Below are 13,939 nucleotides of genomic sequence, written 5' to 3'. Positions count from 1 at the left end.
CGAGGAAACCGACATGCTCTATCCCGAACTCTACAAGTCGCTCGAGTCCGTGCGCTGGAACATGGACCGGGACATTCCGTGGGATGAATTCGATGCCAGCCTGCTCACCGACGAGCAGGCCCGCACCATCAAGATGAACGCCATCACCGAATGGGCGGCGCTGCCGGCGACCGAAATGTTCCTGCGCGACAACCGCCACGATTCGGACTTCTCGGCCTTCATGAGCGTCTGGTTCTTCGAGGAGCAGAAGCATTCGCTGGTGCTGATAGAGTATCTGCGGCGCTTTCGGCCCGAGCTGGTGCCGACCGAGGAGGAGCTGCATGCGGTGCGCTTCGAGTTCGATCCGGCGCCGCCGCTCGAAACCCTGATGCTGCATTTCTGCGGCGAGATCCGCCTCAACCACTGGTATCGCTGCGCCTCGGCCTGGCATACCGAGCCGGTCATCAAGCGCATCTACCGCGTCATCAGCGAGGACGAGGCGCGCCATGGCGGCGCCTATCTGCGCTATCTCAAGAAGGCCATCGCGCACGGCCAGCAGCACATGGGCGACATCGCGCGTGCCGCCGTGGCCAAGATCGGCCTGCTCATGGCCAGCGCCCGCCGCACCGAGAAGCCGCTGCATCCGACCAATCTGCATGTCAACAAGGACCTGTTCCCGAACGACACGGTGCAGTCGCGGTTGCCCGAGCCGGAATGGCTCGAACACTGGCTCGACAGCCAGATCGGCTTCAACGCCGACTGGGAAAAGAAGGTGGTCGATCGCATCCTGCATGCGGCGAGCCTGCTGCTGCACCGCAAGTTCGAGACCGTGCAGGAGCTGAACCGCTATCGCAAGGAAGTGTCGGCCCAGGTCGCGGCGGCCGCCGCGGCGATGGCCGTGCCGCCGGCCGCGACCGCCTCCTGAGCGCTGCAAGCGCCTGCACAAGCCCGGACCTACCCTGTAGGACGGCGCTGACCGCTTTCCCTCCTCTGTTCGGGCGACGGCCGCGTCGGCCGCGCGGCACACTGCAACGGCAGTCGCGCCGCTGATGCCGGTGTGCCAGGGCTGGGATCCGCATGCCTTCTTGGCGTCATCCGGTCGCCTCAGACTGCGCCGCGTCAATTACAGGCATCGCCGATGCCGGAGGAGCAGTCCGCACATGCGTGCATTGGTCAACGTCACGATCGAACCCGCGCTGCGGGTTTTTGAAGTCTCGATCGACATCATCGGCCGCAACGCCAGTCAGGCTTCGCGGCGCATTCTCAAGGTGCTCGCCGACACGCCCCAGGGCGCGGTGCGCATCGCCCGCTGGCGCTATCCGCGCTCGACCGGGCTGCGTGTGCTGTCCGTCGGTTCGCTGGCGCCGCTGGCGTTCTGAGGCGCGCGACGGCGGGCCATAATCGGCCGATGCCAGCACGCTTCGAATCCAAGCTCTGCGACCGCGCGCAATTGCGCGACCGGGTCGCCTCTCTCCCCAGGCCGGTGGTGTTCACCAACGGCGTCTTCGATCTGCTCCATCGCGGGCATGTCACCTATCTCGACGAAGCGCGCGCCCTCGGCGCCAGCCTCGTCGTGGCCGTGAATGCCGACGCCAGCGTGCGCCGGCTCGGCAAGGGCGACGATCGACCCATCAACACCTGTGCCGACCGCATGGCGGTGCTCGCCGCGCTCGAAAGCGTGAGCCTGGTCGTCGAGTTCGACGAGGACACGGCGCGCGAAGCGGTGATCGAGGCCCGCCCCGACCTGTATGTGAAAGGCGGCGACTACGTGGTGGAAAACACGCCCGAAGGCCAGGCGGTGCTCGCCGCCGGCGGCGCGGTGCGCGCCATCGTCTTCGAGCATGACCGCTCGACCACGCGCACGCTGGCGCGCATCCGCGCCGCCGACGGCGAATGAGTGCGATTCCGGCGCATGTGCCGCTGGTCGTGCAGACGCGCGGCATCGGCAGCGCGCAAAGCATCGAGGCGGTGCATTACGGCAGCGTCGCGGTGGTGGATGCGGCGGGCCGGCTGCTGTGGTCGGCCGGCGATGCCCAGGCCAAGACCTTCACGCGCTCCACGCTCAAGCCGTTCCAGGCCCTGCCGCTGGTGGAGGACGGCGGCGTCGCGGCGCTCGGCTACGCGGATGAGGAAGTGGCGCTGCTCTGCGCCAGCCATTCCGGCCTTGACCGGCAGGTGGCGCTGGTCGAGACCATGCTGGGCCGCGCCGGCTGCACCGAGGCGCATCTGCGCTGCGGCTGCCATGCGCCGCTGCACTACCCGGCGAGCCAGATTCCGGCCGACGGCGCATGGACCCAGCTGCACAACAACTGTTCGGGCAAGCACGCCGGCTTCCTCGGCTGGTGCCGGCTGCATGGCGCGCCGCTCGACAGCTATTGCGACGAGGGCCATCCGCTGCAACGCGCGCTGCGCAGCCGGGTGGCACGGCTGGCCGGGCTCGACGACGCGCGCATCGCGGTCGGCATCGATGGCTGCTCGGCGCCCAATCTGGCGCTGCCGCTGGCGTCGATCGCGCGGCTGTATGCGCTGCTGGCGGTGCCGGCCGAGGCGCCCGCGCTGGCCGGCAGCCGGCTCGACGCGGCCGAGGCGCTGGCGCTGCTGGGCGACGCGATGGCCACCCATGCCGAACTGGTCTCGGGCCCGGGCCGCAGCGATTGCCTGCTGAGCGCGGCCTATGCGGCGCCCGGAATGCCGTCGCGCCTGATCGCCAAGGGCGGCGCGGGCGGGCTGCAATTGCTCGCCTTGCGCGAGCACGGGCTGGGGATTGCGGTGCGCATCTCCGACGGCAATGCCGGCGCGCTGATGTGCGCGACCGTGGCGGCGCTCGACGCCATCGGTGCGCTCGATGCGCCGGCGCGGGCGGCGCTGGGCGCGCAGCTGCGCACGCCCATCGTCAATCTGCGCGGCAGCGTCACCGGCGAGATGCGGGCGCTGGCGGCGCTGGCGCGGGTTGGCTGACGGCCGGGGCGTGGCGCCTGGCTGGGCTGCGTCCAGGTGCGGAACCGGTCCGCGGCAGGGCGGTGCGGCAGACCGCGCCACCCCGCGTCAAGCTCACTCGTGCCAGTCGACCAGCCCGTACCAGGCCGTCGCCAGGATCAGCACGCCGAACACGATCCGGTACCACGCAAACACCTTGAAGTCGTGCGTGGAGATGAAGCGCAGCAGCCAGCGCACGCAGATCATCGCGGCGATGAAGCTGAACAGTGTGCCCACGCCGAACAGCGGGATGTCGTCGGCGCCGAGCACGTCGCGCGCCTTGTACAGGCTGTAGGCGCCGGCGCCGATCAGCGTCGGGATGCCGAGGAAGAAGCTGAAGTCGGTCGCGGCGCGGCGCGACAGGCCGAAGAACATCGCGCCGATGATGGTCGCGCCCGAGCGGCTGGTGCCCGGAATGAGCGCGGCGCATTGCACCAGCCCGACCTTGAGCGCATCGACCCAGGTCATCTCGTCCACGTCGTTGATGCGCGGCTTGAAGCCCGAGCGCGCCTGGAGCCGCTCGGCGTACAGGATGATGAAGGCGCCCACGATGAAGGCGATGGCCACCGGCACCGGCGCGAACAGATGCGCCTTGATCGCCTTGCTGAACAGCAGCGCCAGCACCACCGCCGGCACGAAACCGATGACCACATTGATCGCGAAACGGTTGGCCTTGGGATCGCGGCCCAGGCGCAGCAGCACGTCGAGCAGGCGGTCCTTGTAGACCCAGACCACGGCCAGGATGGCGCCGGTCTGGATCGCGATCTCGAAGGCATCGGCCTTGGCCTTGCCGACCGCGTCGTTGAAGTCGAGCAGCGAGCCCGCGAGGATGAGATGGCCGGTGGAGGAGATGGGCAAGAACTCCGTCAGTCCTTCGACGATGCCCATGAGGATGGCTTTGACGAGCAGTACGAGATCCATGCGGTCGGGGAGGAGGAGAGAGGAATTGTCATGGCGCGGCGGGAGCCGCGACGGCGGGCGCGAGGCGGCCGGATTATGTCATCGGCCCCGTGCCGCAACGGTGTCGCCGCCAGCCTTTGCGAGACGTAAGCGAGGGATCGACCGGTAAGCGCGCAAAACCCGCGCCCGGTCGCGCGGTCGCATGGAAACCGGTGCCCGAGGGCGCCGCTTTCCAACCGCTTGCGAAAGGAGCGCAGCCATGCCATCCGCCTGGAATGCCAAGGACGAACGCATGTTCGAACACATCCGCGACAGCGCCGAAGCGCGCGGCAGCGACGACCGGCGCGCCGCCGAGATCGCCGCCCGCACCGTCAACAAGCATCGGCGCGAGGAGGGGCGCACGCCGAACCGGCGCACCCAGGGCAGCGGCAATCCCGATCTGCCGCTGGCCGAGCGCAGCAAGGACGAGCTGATGAATCTGGCGCGCGAACGCGGTCTCAAGGGCCGCAGCGCGATGACGAAGGCGCAGCTGGTTCAGGCGCTGCAAGCTTGACCGGCAGCGATCTGGCCTGGCGCCGGCGCAAGGCGCGCGCGCGGCGCGCCGGCCGGCCGTCCATCAGGTCGCCGAGCGGCCGCAGGCTGTCGACGCGGTCGCACACCACCTTGACGATGGCCACGATCGGCGCCGCCAGCAGCAGGCCGCCCACGCCCCAGAGCCAGCTCCACAGCATCAGCCCGATGAACATGACGGCCGGATCGATGCGCGACGACCGGCTCTGCAACCACGGCGTGACCAGCATGCCGATCAGCGTGGAAATGCCCCAGTTGGCCGCCACCGGCCCGAGCGCCGCGATCAGCGTGCCGGTCTGCATGAAGCCGCCGATCGCGCCCGCCACCGTGACGATGACCGTGCCGACGTAGGGAATCGTGTGCAGCACGCCGGCCGCCAGCCCCCAGAGCGCCGCGTTCTCGATGCCGAGCAGCCAGAACGCCAGCCACACGCCCAGCCCGTAGAGCACATTGGTCACGACCAGGATCGCCAGCGCGTACTGGATCTGCTCGGCGATGCCGTAGAGCACGCGCACCGTCGTCTTCTTGTGCGACAGCGTGCGGCCGGCCACGCGCACCAGATTGCGCTTGAGGTTCTCGCCCGAGGCCAGCAGGAAAAAGGCGAGAAAGCTGACCAGCAGCGTCTGCGAGGCCAGCGCGATGACGCTCGCCGAGCCGGCCAGCAGCCAGTCGCGCAGCGCCGTGCCGGCGCCCAGACCGGCGCCGGCGGGCGGCGCGGCGGCATTGCCACGGCCGGCGGGCGGACCGGGACTGGCGGCGCGTTCGAGCGTGGACAGCGCCTTCTGCACCCGGCCGACCAGGCTGCTGTCGCCGCTGTGCAGCTCGCGCACGGCAGCCGCCAGGCGTTCGGCGGCGGCGGGCAGGGTGTCGATCATCGCCTCGACGTTGTCTTCCAGCCGGACGGCGGCGCCGATGCCGGCGGTCCAGAGCGTGCCGAGCACCAGGGCGGCGCCGAGCGCGCGCGGGATGCGCTGGCGCGCCAGCCGCGCGACGGCCGGATTGAGCGCGAAGGCGATCACTACGCCGTAGGCGAGCGGGATCAGGAAGCCGGCGGCCCAGCGCATCAGATAGAGCAGCGCGGCGATGCCGAGCGTGGTCAGGAGCACGCGCTCGGCGCCGGGGCGCAGCCGGCGCTCGACCGGCGCGGCGGCGGAATCGGCGCGCTCCGGGGCGTGGGAATGGGCGGGGGTGGACATGCGGCGCGGCGCTCCAGGGCGCCGCGCCGCGGCCCGTCCGCGACGCCCATCGGCCCCAAGATTCCGGTTCTACCCGCCCCGGCGCGGCGCGCGCGTCGGCCGGCGGCGAGGGCGGATGTAGGACTGCGGGCGACGCCGCGCGGCGCGGTTCAGTCGCCGTCGGCGGCGTCGGCCTGGTCGTCGTCGGCCGTGCCGCGCAGCGCCAGCGCCCGTGCGTACACCGCCTTGCGATGCAGCCCGCTGATCTCGCAGGCCACCTTGGTGGCGCGGCTGAGCGGCAGCGCGGCCAGCAGCGGCTTGAGCAGGCGGTCGAGATCGGCATCGTCGGTGGCGCCGGGCGGCGCGGCCTCGATCACCAGCACGAATTCGCCGCGCGCATGGTTGGCGTCGGCGCCGAGCCAGTCGCGCGCCTCGGCCAGCGTGCCGGCAAAGATCTGCTCGTGCAGCTTGGTCAGCTCGCGCGCAATCACGATGCGGCGCGTGGCGCCGAGCGCTTCCTCCAGCGCGGCGAGGCTGTCGGCGATGCGATGCGGCGCCTCGTAGAACACCAGGCTCGCGTCGAGCGGCGCGAGCGTGCGGATGGCCTTGAGCCGGGCCTCGCGTGAGGTGGGCAGAAAGCCCGCGAAGTGGAACGCCGTGCCGTCGAAGCCGGCCGCCGACAGCGCCGTCGCCACCGCGCTCGGCCCCGGCATCGGAATCACGCGATGCCCGGCGGCGCGCACCGCCGCCACCAGCCGCGCGCCCGGATCGCTGATGCCCGGCGTGCCGGCATCGGACACATAGGCCACGCGTGCGCCGGCCGCGAGCCGCTCGATCACGCGCGCCGCCGCCTCGCGCTCGTTGTGCTGATGGCAGGCGATCCAGTCGCGCCGCCGGTCGAGCCCGAGGCGCGCCAGCAGCTGCTGCGAATTGCGCGTGTCCTCGGCCGCAACGGCGTCGGCGATGTCGAGGATGTGCAATGCGCGCAGGCTCGAATCGGCAACATTCCCGATCGGCGTGGCCACTACATACAATGCCCCGGCCGGCATCTGCTGGGCCCGCGCGGCGGCATCCAGCGCCAGCAGCCAGCGGGCGCGCTCGCCGCCGCCTTCGCCGCTCTCATCCGCGCCGGTCGCCCCGGCCATCTCCCCGCCTTCCGTCATGCCATTTCCCTTGTTGCCCGTCGGTCGCCGTCGCTTTGTGGGTGCGGCGGCCTGCGCGATGGTAGCCGCCGGCCTGCCGGCCGCCGCCCGCGCCCAGACGCCGATCCAGATCGCCACCCTGCTGCCCACGCGCACGCCGGCCTTCGCGCGCGCGGCGGCGGCACTGCTGGCCGGCGTCGAGGCGGCGCGGCGCGGCAGCGATCAGCCGATCGAGCTGCTGCAATTCGAGATCGGCGCCGAGCCGGCGGCCGCGCTCGACGGCCTGCGGCGTGCCGGCGAGGCGGCGGTGCAGGTGGTGCTGGGGCCGCTCACGCGCAGCGCGGTGCAGGCGCTGGCCGAGGCCGGACCGCCGGCGCTGCCGGTGATCGCGCTGGCGCCGCTCGACGGCGAGGCGCCGCGCAATCTGTGGCCGCTCGGCCTGTCGCTCGATGCCGATGCGCGCCAGATCGCCCGGGTGGCGCTGGCCGAGGCACGCGCTACCGCGCCGACGGCCACGCCGACTGCCGCCATCATCGCCAGCGCGCCGGCGCTGTTCCGGCGCGCAGCCCAGGCGTTTGCCGGCGAATTCCGCGCCGGCGGCGGCGAGATCGCGCTGACGGTGGACTGGGCGCCGGGCCGCGAGCCGGTGCTCGGCAAGGCGGTGCTGCAGACCGCCGCGAGCTGCGTCTTCCTCGCGCTCGACCGCGCCGGTGCGGCGGCGCAGCGGCCGTTCTGCGGCCGGCTGGCGGCGTTTGCCACTGCCCAGATCGACGACGGCCGCGACGCCGCCGGCCAGCAGGACCTCGACGGCGTGCGCTTTGTGGAAGTGCCCTGGCGCGTGCAGCCCGACCAGTCGGCGCTGGCCGCGTTTGCCCGGCCCGAGCCGGCGCTCGGCGCGCCCGAGCTGGAGCGGCTCTATGCGCTCGGCATCGATGCGCTGCGGGTGGCGGTGGAGATTGCGCGCGGCCATGACGGCTTTGCGCTCGACGGCGCGACCGGGCTGCTCACGGCGGCCGGCGGCCGCATCGAGCGGCGCGGCGCCATCGCCACGCTGCGCGACGGCGTGCTCGGGCTGGACGCGCCGGCGTGAACGCCGCGGCGCCGGCAGGCGAGGGCGATGCGCTCGCGCCGCTCGACCGCGCGCGGCGGCTGGCGCGCATGGCCGCCGGCATGGCGCCGGTGGCCGAACCGGCACCGCATCCCGCCGCCGACCGCCGCGCCATCGGCGCCGCCTACGAAGCCCGCGCGCGCCAGCATCTCGAAGCCGCCGGCCTGGTCTGCCTCGACGCCAACTGGCGCGCGCATTTCCACAAGCAGGCCGGCGAGATCGATCTGGTGATGCGCGACGGCGCCACCGTCGTGTTCGTCGAGGTGCGCGCCCGCGCCAGCGCGGCCTTCGGCGGCGCGCTCGCCTCGATCACGCCGGCCAAGCAGCGGCGCTGGTGGCTGGCGGCGCGCGCCTGGCTCGCCGCGCATGCCGCCGGCGCCGAGCCGCGCTGCCGCTTCGACGTGGTGGCCTTCGAAGCCGGCCGGCTCGACTGGCGCCGCGACGTGCTCGCCGCCTGACCGCCGCCGCCGGCCCGCAACCCGCCCCGACCCACTACCTATAATCCGCCGCCATGTCTCTCGCCCAACGCATCCAGCAGCATTTCGCCGACAGCATCGCCACCAAGCAGGCGGCACTCGCGGCGCTCGCCCAACCCATCGAACGCGCCATCGACATCCTGGCCGACGCGCTCGCCAACGACCGCAAGGTGCTGGCCTGCGGCAACGGCGGTTCGGCCGCCGACGCCCAGCACTTCGCGGCCGAACTGGTCGGCCGCTTCGAGCGCGAGCGGCCCGAGCTGCCGGCGATCTCGCTCGCCACCGACAGCTCGATCCTCACCGCCGTGGCCAACGACTACAGCTATGAGCAGATCTTCGCCAAGCAGGTGCGCGCGCTCGGCCGCAGCGGCGATGTGCTGCTGGCCATCTCCACCTCGGGCAATTCGGCCAATGTCATCGCCGCCATCGACGCCGCGCGCGAGCGCGAGATGACCGTGATCGCGCTCACCGGCAAGGACGGCGGCCGCATCGGCGCCATGCTGGAGCCGCACGATGTGAGCCTGTGCGTGCCGGCCGACCGCACCGCGCGCATCCAGGAAACCCATCTGCTCGTCATCCACTGCCTGTGCGACGGCATCGACTACACGCTGCTCGGAGAATGAACATGACTTTCACCCACGGCCTTGTGCGCGCCGCCCTCGTTGCGGCCGCGATTGCCGCCGTGCCGGCGCTCAGCGGCTGCTTTCCGGTCATCGTGGCCGGCGCCGCCGGTGCCGCCATGTCGGCCACCGACCGGCGCTCGACCGGCTCCCAGGTCGACGACCAGGCCATCGAGCTCACGGCCGCCAACCGGCTCAAGAAGAAGTACGGCGACAACGTGAGCGTGAGCGTGGTCAGCTTCAACCGCCGCGCGCTGGTCTACGGCCAGGTCGGCAACCAGCCGGCACGCGAGGAAGTCCTGCGCATCGTGCGCGGCGTCGACAACGTGCGCGACGTGATCGACGAGACCGAGATCAGCGACAGCACGCCGAGCTTCGGCACCCAGACCAGCGACACGCTCATCACGCAGAAGGTCAAGCTCAGCTTCATCGATGCCAAGGACGTGTTCGCCAACTCGGTCAAGGTGGTGACCGAGCGCGGCACCGTCTATCTGATGGGCATCGTCAGCGCGCGCGAAGCCGACCGCGCGGCCCAGGTGGCGGCCGGCGTGTCGGGCGTGATGCGGGTGGTCAAGGCCTTTGAAGTGGTCAGCGAGGCCGAGCTGGCCAATCTGTCCAGCGCCAAGCCGGCCGATCCCACGCCCGGCCCCACGCCGCGCAACTGACCGGCCCGCGCCATGACGCCCGACGGTCTGCTGACGGCGGCCGCGCTGCTGCTGCCGACCTTCTGGGCAGTCGGCGCGCGCAACCGGCTGGCGCGGCTGCGCGGCGCCGCGCGCACCGCCTGGCTGCGCACCGACGACCGGCTGAAGGCGCGCCACGAGCTGCTGCTGCGCTTCGTCGATGCCGCCGGGCCGGGCCTGCCGCAGGCCGCCGAGCAGGTGGCGGCGCTGGCGGCGGCGCGCAATTCGGCCGCGGCGGCGCGCCAGGGCGTGCTGGCCCGCACCGGCGCGGCCGATGCGCTCGGCCAGCTCACGCGCGCCGAGGCGGCGCTCGATGCCGCGCTGCTGCGGGTGCTCGATCCGGTGATCGCCGCCGGCGTCGCGCCGGCACCGGACCCGCTGGCCCAGGCGGTGACGCTGCCGCTGCTGCTGGCCACCTCGGCCCAGCCTGCGGTGCCGGCGCCCGCGCCGGCTGCGGCACTGGCCGGGCTGGAGCTTGAATTCGACGCCGAGCCGGCAGCGCTGCCGGCCGAGCCGCCCGTGCCGTTTCCGCCGCCGGGGCTGTTCGATGAGCTGGATGCGGTCTGCACCCAGCTCGATGTGGCGCGCCATGCCTACAACGCCGCCGCCGAGGCGCACAACGCGGCGATCGCGCAGTTTCCGGCCCGGCTGCTGGCCGGCGCGATGCGGCTCAAGCCCATCGGCGAGGCGGCCTCGCTCGGCTCGCGCGCGACCATTGCGCCGCTGGTGCGCCGGCCCGCGGCGGGCGACTGAGGCTGGCGGTCGGCGCGGTCGGCGCGCAGTCGTTTGGCCGCCGTCGCCAAGCCGCCGTCGCTCAGGCGTCGTCGCTCACGCGTCGTTGCCCGGCCGCAGTCGCCCGAGCGCAGCCGCTCGGCCGCCGCCACTCAGCTTTTCTTCACCACCGCATAACGCGCCAGCGTCGCCTTGCGCGCGGCATCGTGCTCGACGATCGGCGCCGGGTAATCGCGCCCGAGCCGCACGCCGCCGCGCCCGGCCGCGAGTGCCAGTTTGGCCGGATCGTGCAGCGCCTCGGGCGCGACCCGGCCGAGCGCCGGCAGCCAGTGCCGGATGAAGCGCGACTCCGGATCGAACTTCAGCGACTGGCTCGACGGATTGAAGATGCGGAACCACGGTTGCGCATCGCAGCCGCTGCTGGCGCACCACTGCCAGCCGCCGTTGTTGGCCGCCAGGTCGAAATCGTTGAGCCGCGCCGCGAACCACGCCTCGCCGCGGCGCCAGTCGATGCCCAGGTCCTTCACCAGAAAGCTGGCGGTCACCATGCGCAGCCGGTTGTGCATGAAGCCGGTCGCGTTGAACTGCGCCATCGCCGCATCGACGATGGGATAGCCGGTGCGGCCGTCGCGCCAGGCCGCGAAGCGCGCCTCGCCCTCGGCGCCGCCGACCCAGTCGATGCGGTCGTACTCGGGCTTGAAGGCGGCGCCGGCGGCAATCTGCGGCGCGTGATGCAGCAGCTGAAAGTAGAACTCGCGCCAGATGAGTTCGTTGAGCCAGACATCGGCGCCGCCCGGGCCGTCGTCGCTGGCGGCATCGGCCGCGACATTGGCGCCGTGCGCGAGCGCCGCGCGCACCAGCGCCCGCGCGCTCACGGTGCCGAAGCGCAGATGCACGCTGAGCCGGCTGGTGGTGTCGAGATGCGGGAAGTCGCGCGTGCGGCCGTAGCGGCCGATGCGCATCAGGAAGGCGTCGAGCGCCCGGGCGGCGCCGGTCATGCCGGGCAGCAGGCCGGCGCCGGCGAGGTCGGCGGGCGCAAAGCCCAGGTCGGCGAGCGCCGGCAGCGGCGCATCGAGCGGGCGCGGATCGGCGCTGCCGGCGGGCGCGGGCAGGGTCGGCGGCGCGGCGAGCCGGCCGGCGCCGACCGGCGCGGGCGCCTCGGCAGCGGCGCAGTCCATGCCGCCGCCGCATTCGCGCACCGCAATCCGCTCCGGCGTGAGATTGCGGCGCCAGGCGCGCGCATACGGCGTGAACACCGCGTAGAAGCGGCCGGCGCCGGTCATCAGGTCGTCGCGGTCGAACACCACCTGATCGCGCAGGATGCCGAGCCGCCGGCCGGCCGCCTTGAGCGCGCGGCCGACGGCATCGTCGCGCTCGACCGCCGCCGGCTCGTAATCGCGCGTCGCGTACACCACCTCGGCGCCGAGCGCGGCGGCCAGGCGCGGAATCTCGTCGCGCGCGCTGGCATGACGCACGATCAGCCCGCCGCCGCGCCGGCGCAGCGCCGCATCCAGATCGACCAGGCTTTCGCGGATGAACTCGACCCGCCGGTCGCGCGCGCTGGCATGCGGATTGGCGTCTGCGTCGAGCAGCGGCGCCAGGATGTCGCGGTCGAACACGAAGGCCGCGTACACCGTGCGCGCCTGACGCAGCGCGGCCGCGAAGGCGGCATGGTCGTGATCGCGCAGATCGCGGCGCAGCCAGACGAGGGCGGTGGAGTGGGTATCTGCCATGAAGAATCTTTGTGTGGGTCGCTGTGGCGCGCCGGCCATCGGGGATTTGCCGTAACGAATCCGGTCCCGGTTTGTCCGGCCGGCGACGGCACTTAGAATCGGCCGCATGCCAGCCACCACGCCAGACCAGACCTATTCGCTCGCGGCCCAGTTCCTGATCGCGATGCCGAACATGCTCGATCCCAATTTTGCGGGCTCGCTCGTCTTCCTGTGCGAGCACAACGAGCGCGGCGCGATGGGCCTGATGGTCAATCGCCCGACCGAACTCACGCTCGACGCGCTCTACGAAAAGATCGAGATCGAGCTGATGCGCGAACCGGTGGCCGGCCAGCCGGTGTTCTTCGGCGGCCCGGTGCAGACCGAGCGCGGCTTCGTGCTGCATGAGCCGGTCGACGACTCGACCTACAGCTCCACCGTCAGCATCGGCAGCACGCTGCGGCTCACCACGTCGAAAGACGTGCTGGAGGAGATGAGCCACGGCGCCGGCCCGCAGCGCGTGCTGGTCACGCTCGGCTATGCCGGCTGGAGCACCGGCCAGCTCGAGAACGAGATCGCGTCGAACGGCTGGCTCACGCTCGAAGCCTCGCCCGAAGTGGCGGCGACGCTCATCTTCGACACGCCGGTCGAGCAGCGCTATGCCGCCGCGATCAAGCAGCTGGGCTTCGACCCGGTGATGCTGACCGGTGAAGCCGGTCATGCCTGACGCGCCGGCCGAGGTCGTCCTCGGCTTCGATGTGGGCAAGCGGCGCATCGGCGTGGCCATCGGCAACAGCCTGCTGCGCAGCGCCACGCCGCTCGACGTGATCGAGGTGCGCGACAACGCCCAGGTGTTCGAGCGGGTGTCGGCGCTGGTGGCCGAATGGGCGCCGGCGCGCTTCGTGGTGGGTCTGCCCACGCAGGCCGACGGCAGCGACAACCAGGGCACGCCGGTCGCGCGCAAGTTCGGCAACCGGCTCGCCGGCCGCTACGGCAAGCCGGTGGTCTGGGTCAACGAGGCCTACAGCTCGGTCGAGGCCGAAGCGCGCCACCGCGACAGCCGCGCCGACGGCTCGGGCGGCTATGGGAAAATCGCCGCCCGCAAGACCGCCGGTGGTCGCACGCATGGCCCGGTCCTCGACCACCATGCCGCCGCCATCATTCTTCAGCAGTACTTCGACGAGTCTCCGACCGCCGCATCGACATGAGCCTTCCCGTTTCCGGTGCCGCCATTGATGCCGACGCCGCCTATCGCGCGCTGCGCGACGGTCTCGTCGCCCGGCTGGCCCGCCTGGGCGCGAGCGCGCCGGTTCTCATCGGCATTCACAGCGGTGGCGCCTGGATCGCCGAGCGCCTGGCGCGCGACCTGCGCATCGCTGAGCTCGGCTTTCTCGACATCAGCTTCTACCGCGACGATTTCTCGCGCGTGGGCCTGCATCCGCAGGTGCTGCCCACCGCCATCCCGTTCGCGCTCGACGACCGCACCGTGCTGCTGGTCGACGATGTGCTGCACACCGGCCGCACCATCCGCGCCGCCATGAATGCGCTGTTCGACTTCGGCCGGCCCGAGCGCATCGAGCTGGCGGTGCTGTTCGACCGCCACGCGCCCGCCAGCGCGCCCGACACGCGCGAGCTGCCCATCGCTCCGAGCGTGGCCGGCGCGCGCATCGAGCTGCCGGCCGGCGCCAATCTGCGGCTGCGCCGCGAAGGCGACGGCTTTGCCGCGTCGCTGGTGCCGGCGGCCGGATCGGCGCCTGCCGCGCCAGCGCCGGGCGATTCCGCCGCCTGATCCGCGGCGCGCCGTCGACGCGGCGCAACATCGGGCGCCCGGCTCATCGCGGCGCCACCCACGACAACCACACTCCGCCC

At 72.2% G+C, this 13,939-nt stretch carries 17 protein-coding genes; 13 read left to right on the top strand and 4 right to left on the bottom strand.

All coding sequences use genetic code 11. The annotated features are described in order from the left end of the window. Nucleotides 1–13 precede the first annotated feature (13 nt). The 4 genes from B9P64_RS05395 (at nt 14) to B9P64_RS05380 (ending at nt 2,937) form a co-directional block, all read left to right on the top strand. Nucleotides 14–904, top strand: coding sequence for a ferritin (locus B9P64_RS05395; RefSeq protein WP_085315206.1), 891 nt, complete (start codon nt 14–16; stop codon nt 902–904). A gap of 235 nt (nt 905–1,139) precedes the next feature. Continuing rightward, nucleotides 1,140–1,358 carry a hypothetical protein gene (locus B9P64_RS05390; RefSeq protein WP_085315205.1) on the top strand — a complete coding sequence of 73 codons (219 nt, stop codon included), beginning with the start codon at nt 1,140–1,142 and terminating at the stop codon, nt 1,356–1,358. Between the two features lie 29 nt (nt 1,359–1,387). Further along, a complete protein-coding gene (locus tag B9P64_RS05385) occupies nt 1,388–1,876 on the top strand; it encodes an adenylyltransferase/cytidyltransferase family protein (RefSeq protein WP_085315204.1) in 489 nt (162 codons plus the stop codon). After that, nucleotides 1,873–2,937 (top strand): asparaginase, encoded by a 1,065-nt coding sequence (locus B9P64_RS05380; protein ID WP_085315203.1) that lies wholly within the window; start codon nt 1,873–1,875, stop codon nt 2,935–2,937. The genes B9P64_RS05385 and B9P64_RS05380 overlap by 4 nt, the downstream gene beginning before the upstream one ends. A gap of 93 nt (nt 2,938–3,030) precedes the next feature. Here the strand turns inward: B9P64_RS05380 and B9P64_RS05375 are convergent, their stop codons facing one another. Next, entirely contained in the window at nt 3,031–3,876 is an 846-nt protein-coding gene (locus B9P64_RS05375) for an undecaprenyl-diphosphate phosphatase (protein WP_085315202.1), read from the bottom strand. 238 nt (nt 3,877–4,114) lie between these two features. Between B9P64_RS05375 and B9P64_RS05370 the strand changes: the two genes are divergently transcribed. Further along, nucleotides 4,115–4,408, top strand: a complete 294-nt coding sequence (locus tag B9P64_RS05370; RefSeq protein ID WP_085315201.1) for a Rho termination factor N-terminal domain-containing protein — start codon at nt 4,115–4,117, stop codon at nt 4,406–4,408. Here the strand turns inward: B9P64_RS05370 and B9P64_RS05365 are convergent. Next, nucleotides 4,353–5,621 carry an AI-2E family transporter gene (locus B9P64_RS05365; protein ID WP_085315200.1) on the bottom strand — a complete coding sequence of 423 codons (1,269 nt, stop codon included), beginning with the start codon at nt 5,619–5,621 and terminating at the stop codon, nt 4,353–4,355. The two genes, B9P64_RS05370 and B9P64_RS05365, sit on opposite strands and share 56 nt — an antisense overlap. Before the next feature lie 149 nt (nt 5,622–5,770). Then, nucleotides 5,771–6,685 (bottom strand): 16S rRNA (cytidine(1402)-2'-O)-methyltransferase, encoded by a 915-nt coding sequence (gene rsmI / locus B9P64_RS05360; protein ID WP_085315268.1) that lies wholly within the window; start codon nt 6,683–6,685, stop codon nt 5,771–5,773. A gap of 76 nt (nt 6,686–6,761) precedes the next feature. On the opposite strand from rsmI, the gene B9P64_RS05355 reads away from it, so the two are divergent. The 5 genes from B9P64_RS05355 (at nt 6,762) to B9P64_RS05335 (ending at nt 10,382) form a co-directional block, all read left to right on the top strand. Then, nucleotides 6,762–7,832 (top strand): penicillin-binding protein activator, encoded by a 1,071-nt coding sequence (locus tag B9P64_RS05355; protein WP_176256731.1) that lies wholly within the window; start codon nt 6,762–6,764, stop codon nt 7,830–7,832. 68 nt (nt 7,833–7,900) lie between these two features. Then, nucleotides 7,901–8,308 carry a YraN family protein gene (locus B9P64_RS05350; protein ID WP_085315266.1) on the top strand — a complete coding sequence of 136 codons (408 nt, stop codon included), beginning with the start codon at nt 7,901–7,903 and terminating at the stop codon, nt 8,306–8,308. 53 nt (nt 8,309–8,361) lie between these two features. Beyond that, nucleotides 8,362–8,949: a phosphoheptose isomerase gene (locus B9P64_RS05345; protein WP_085315199.1), complete on the top strand. Its 588-nt coding sequence runs from the start codon at nt 8,362–8,364 to the stop codon at nt 8,947–8,949. 2 nt (nt 8,950–8,951) lie between these two features. After that, on the top strand, nt 8,952–9,611 hold the full coding sequence (locus B9P64_RS05340; protein WP_085315265.1) for a BON domain-containing protein: 660 nt from the start codon (nt 8,952–8,954) through the stop codon (nt 9,609–9,611). A 12-nt stretch (nt 9,612–9,623) separates the two neighbouring features. Beyond that, on the top strand, nt 9,624–10,382 hold the full coding sequence (locus tag B9P64_RS05335) for a hypothetical protein (RefSeq protein WP_085315198.1): 759 nt from the start codon (nt 9,624–9,626) through the stop codon (nt 10,380–10,382). Nucleotides 10,383–10,513: 131 nt separating this feature from the next. Here the strand turns inward: B9P64_RS05335 and B9P64_RS05330 are convergent, their stop codons facing one another. After that, nucleotides 10,514–12,094, bottom strand: coding sequence for a cryptochrome/photolyase family protein (locus B9P64_RS05330; RefSeq protein ID WP_139826155.1), 1,581 nt, complete (start codon nt 12,092–12,094; stop codon nt 10,514–10,516). A 106-nt stretch (nt 12,095–12,200) separates the two neighbouring features. Here B9P64_RS05330 and B9P64_RS05325 point away from each other — a divergent pair, with 106 nt between their 5' ends. The 3 genes from B9P64_RS05325 to pyrR are packed head-to-tail and all read left to right on the top strand — an operon-like array spanning nt 12,201 to nt 13,859. Beyond that, nucleotides 12,201–12,797: a YqgE/AlgH family protein gene (locus tag B9P64_RS05325; RefSeq protein ID WP_085315196.1), complete on the top strand. Its 597-nt coding sequence runs from the start codon at nt 12,201–12,203 to the stop codon at nt 12,795–12,797. Then, nucleotides 12,790–13,278 (top strand): Holliday junction resolvase RuvX, encoded by a 489-nt coding sequence (gene ruvX / locus B9P64_RS05320; protein WP_085315195.1) that lies wholly within the window; start codon nt 12,790–12,792, stop codon nt 13,276–13,278. The genes B9P64_RS05325 and ruvX overlap by 8 nt, the downstream gene beginning before the upstream one ends. Further along, nucleotides 13,275–13,859, top strand: coding sequence for a bifunctional pyr operon transcriptional regulator/uracil phosphoribosyltransferase PyrR (gene pyrR / locus B9P64_RS05315; RefSeq protein WP_085315194.1), 585 nt, complete (start codon nt 13,275–13,277; stop codon nt 13,857–13,859). Before ruvX ends, pyrR begins: the two co-directional genes overlap by 4 nt. Nucleotides 13,860–13,939: the final 80 nt, after the last annotated feature.

This window comes from Derxia lacustris (genome assembly GCF_002105195.1).
Classification (GTDB): Bacteria; Pseudomonadota; Gammaproteobacteria; order Burkholderiales; family Burkholderiaceae_E; genus Derxia; species Derxia lacustris.
This window is presented reverse-complemented; position numbering and strand designations above follow the sequence as displayed.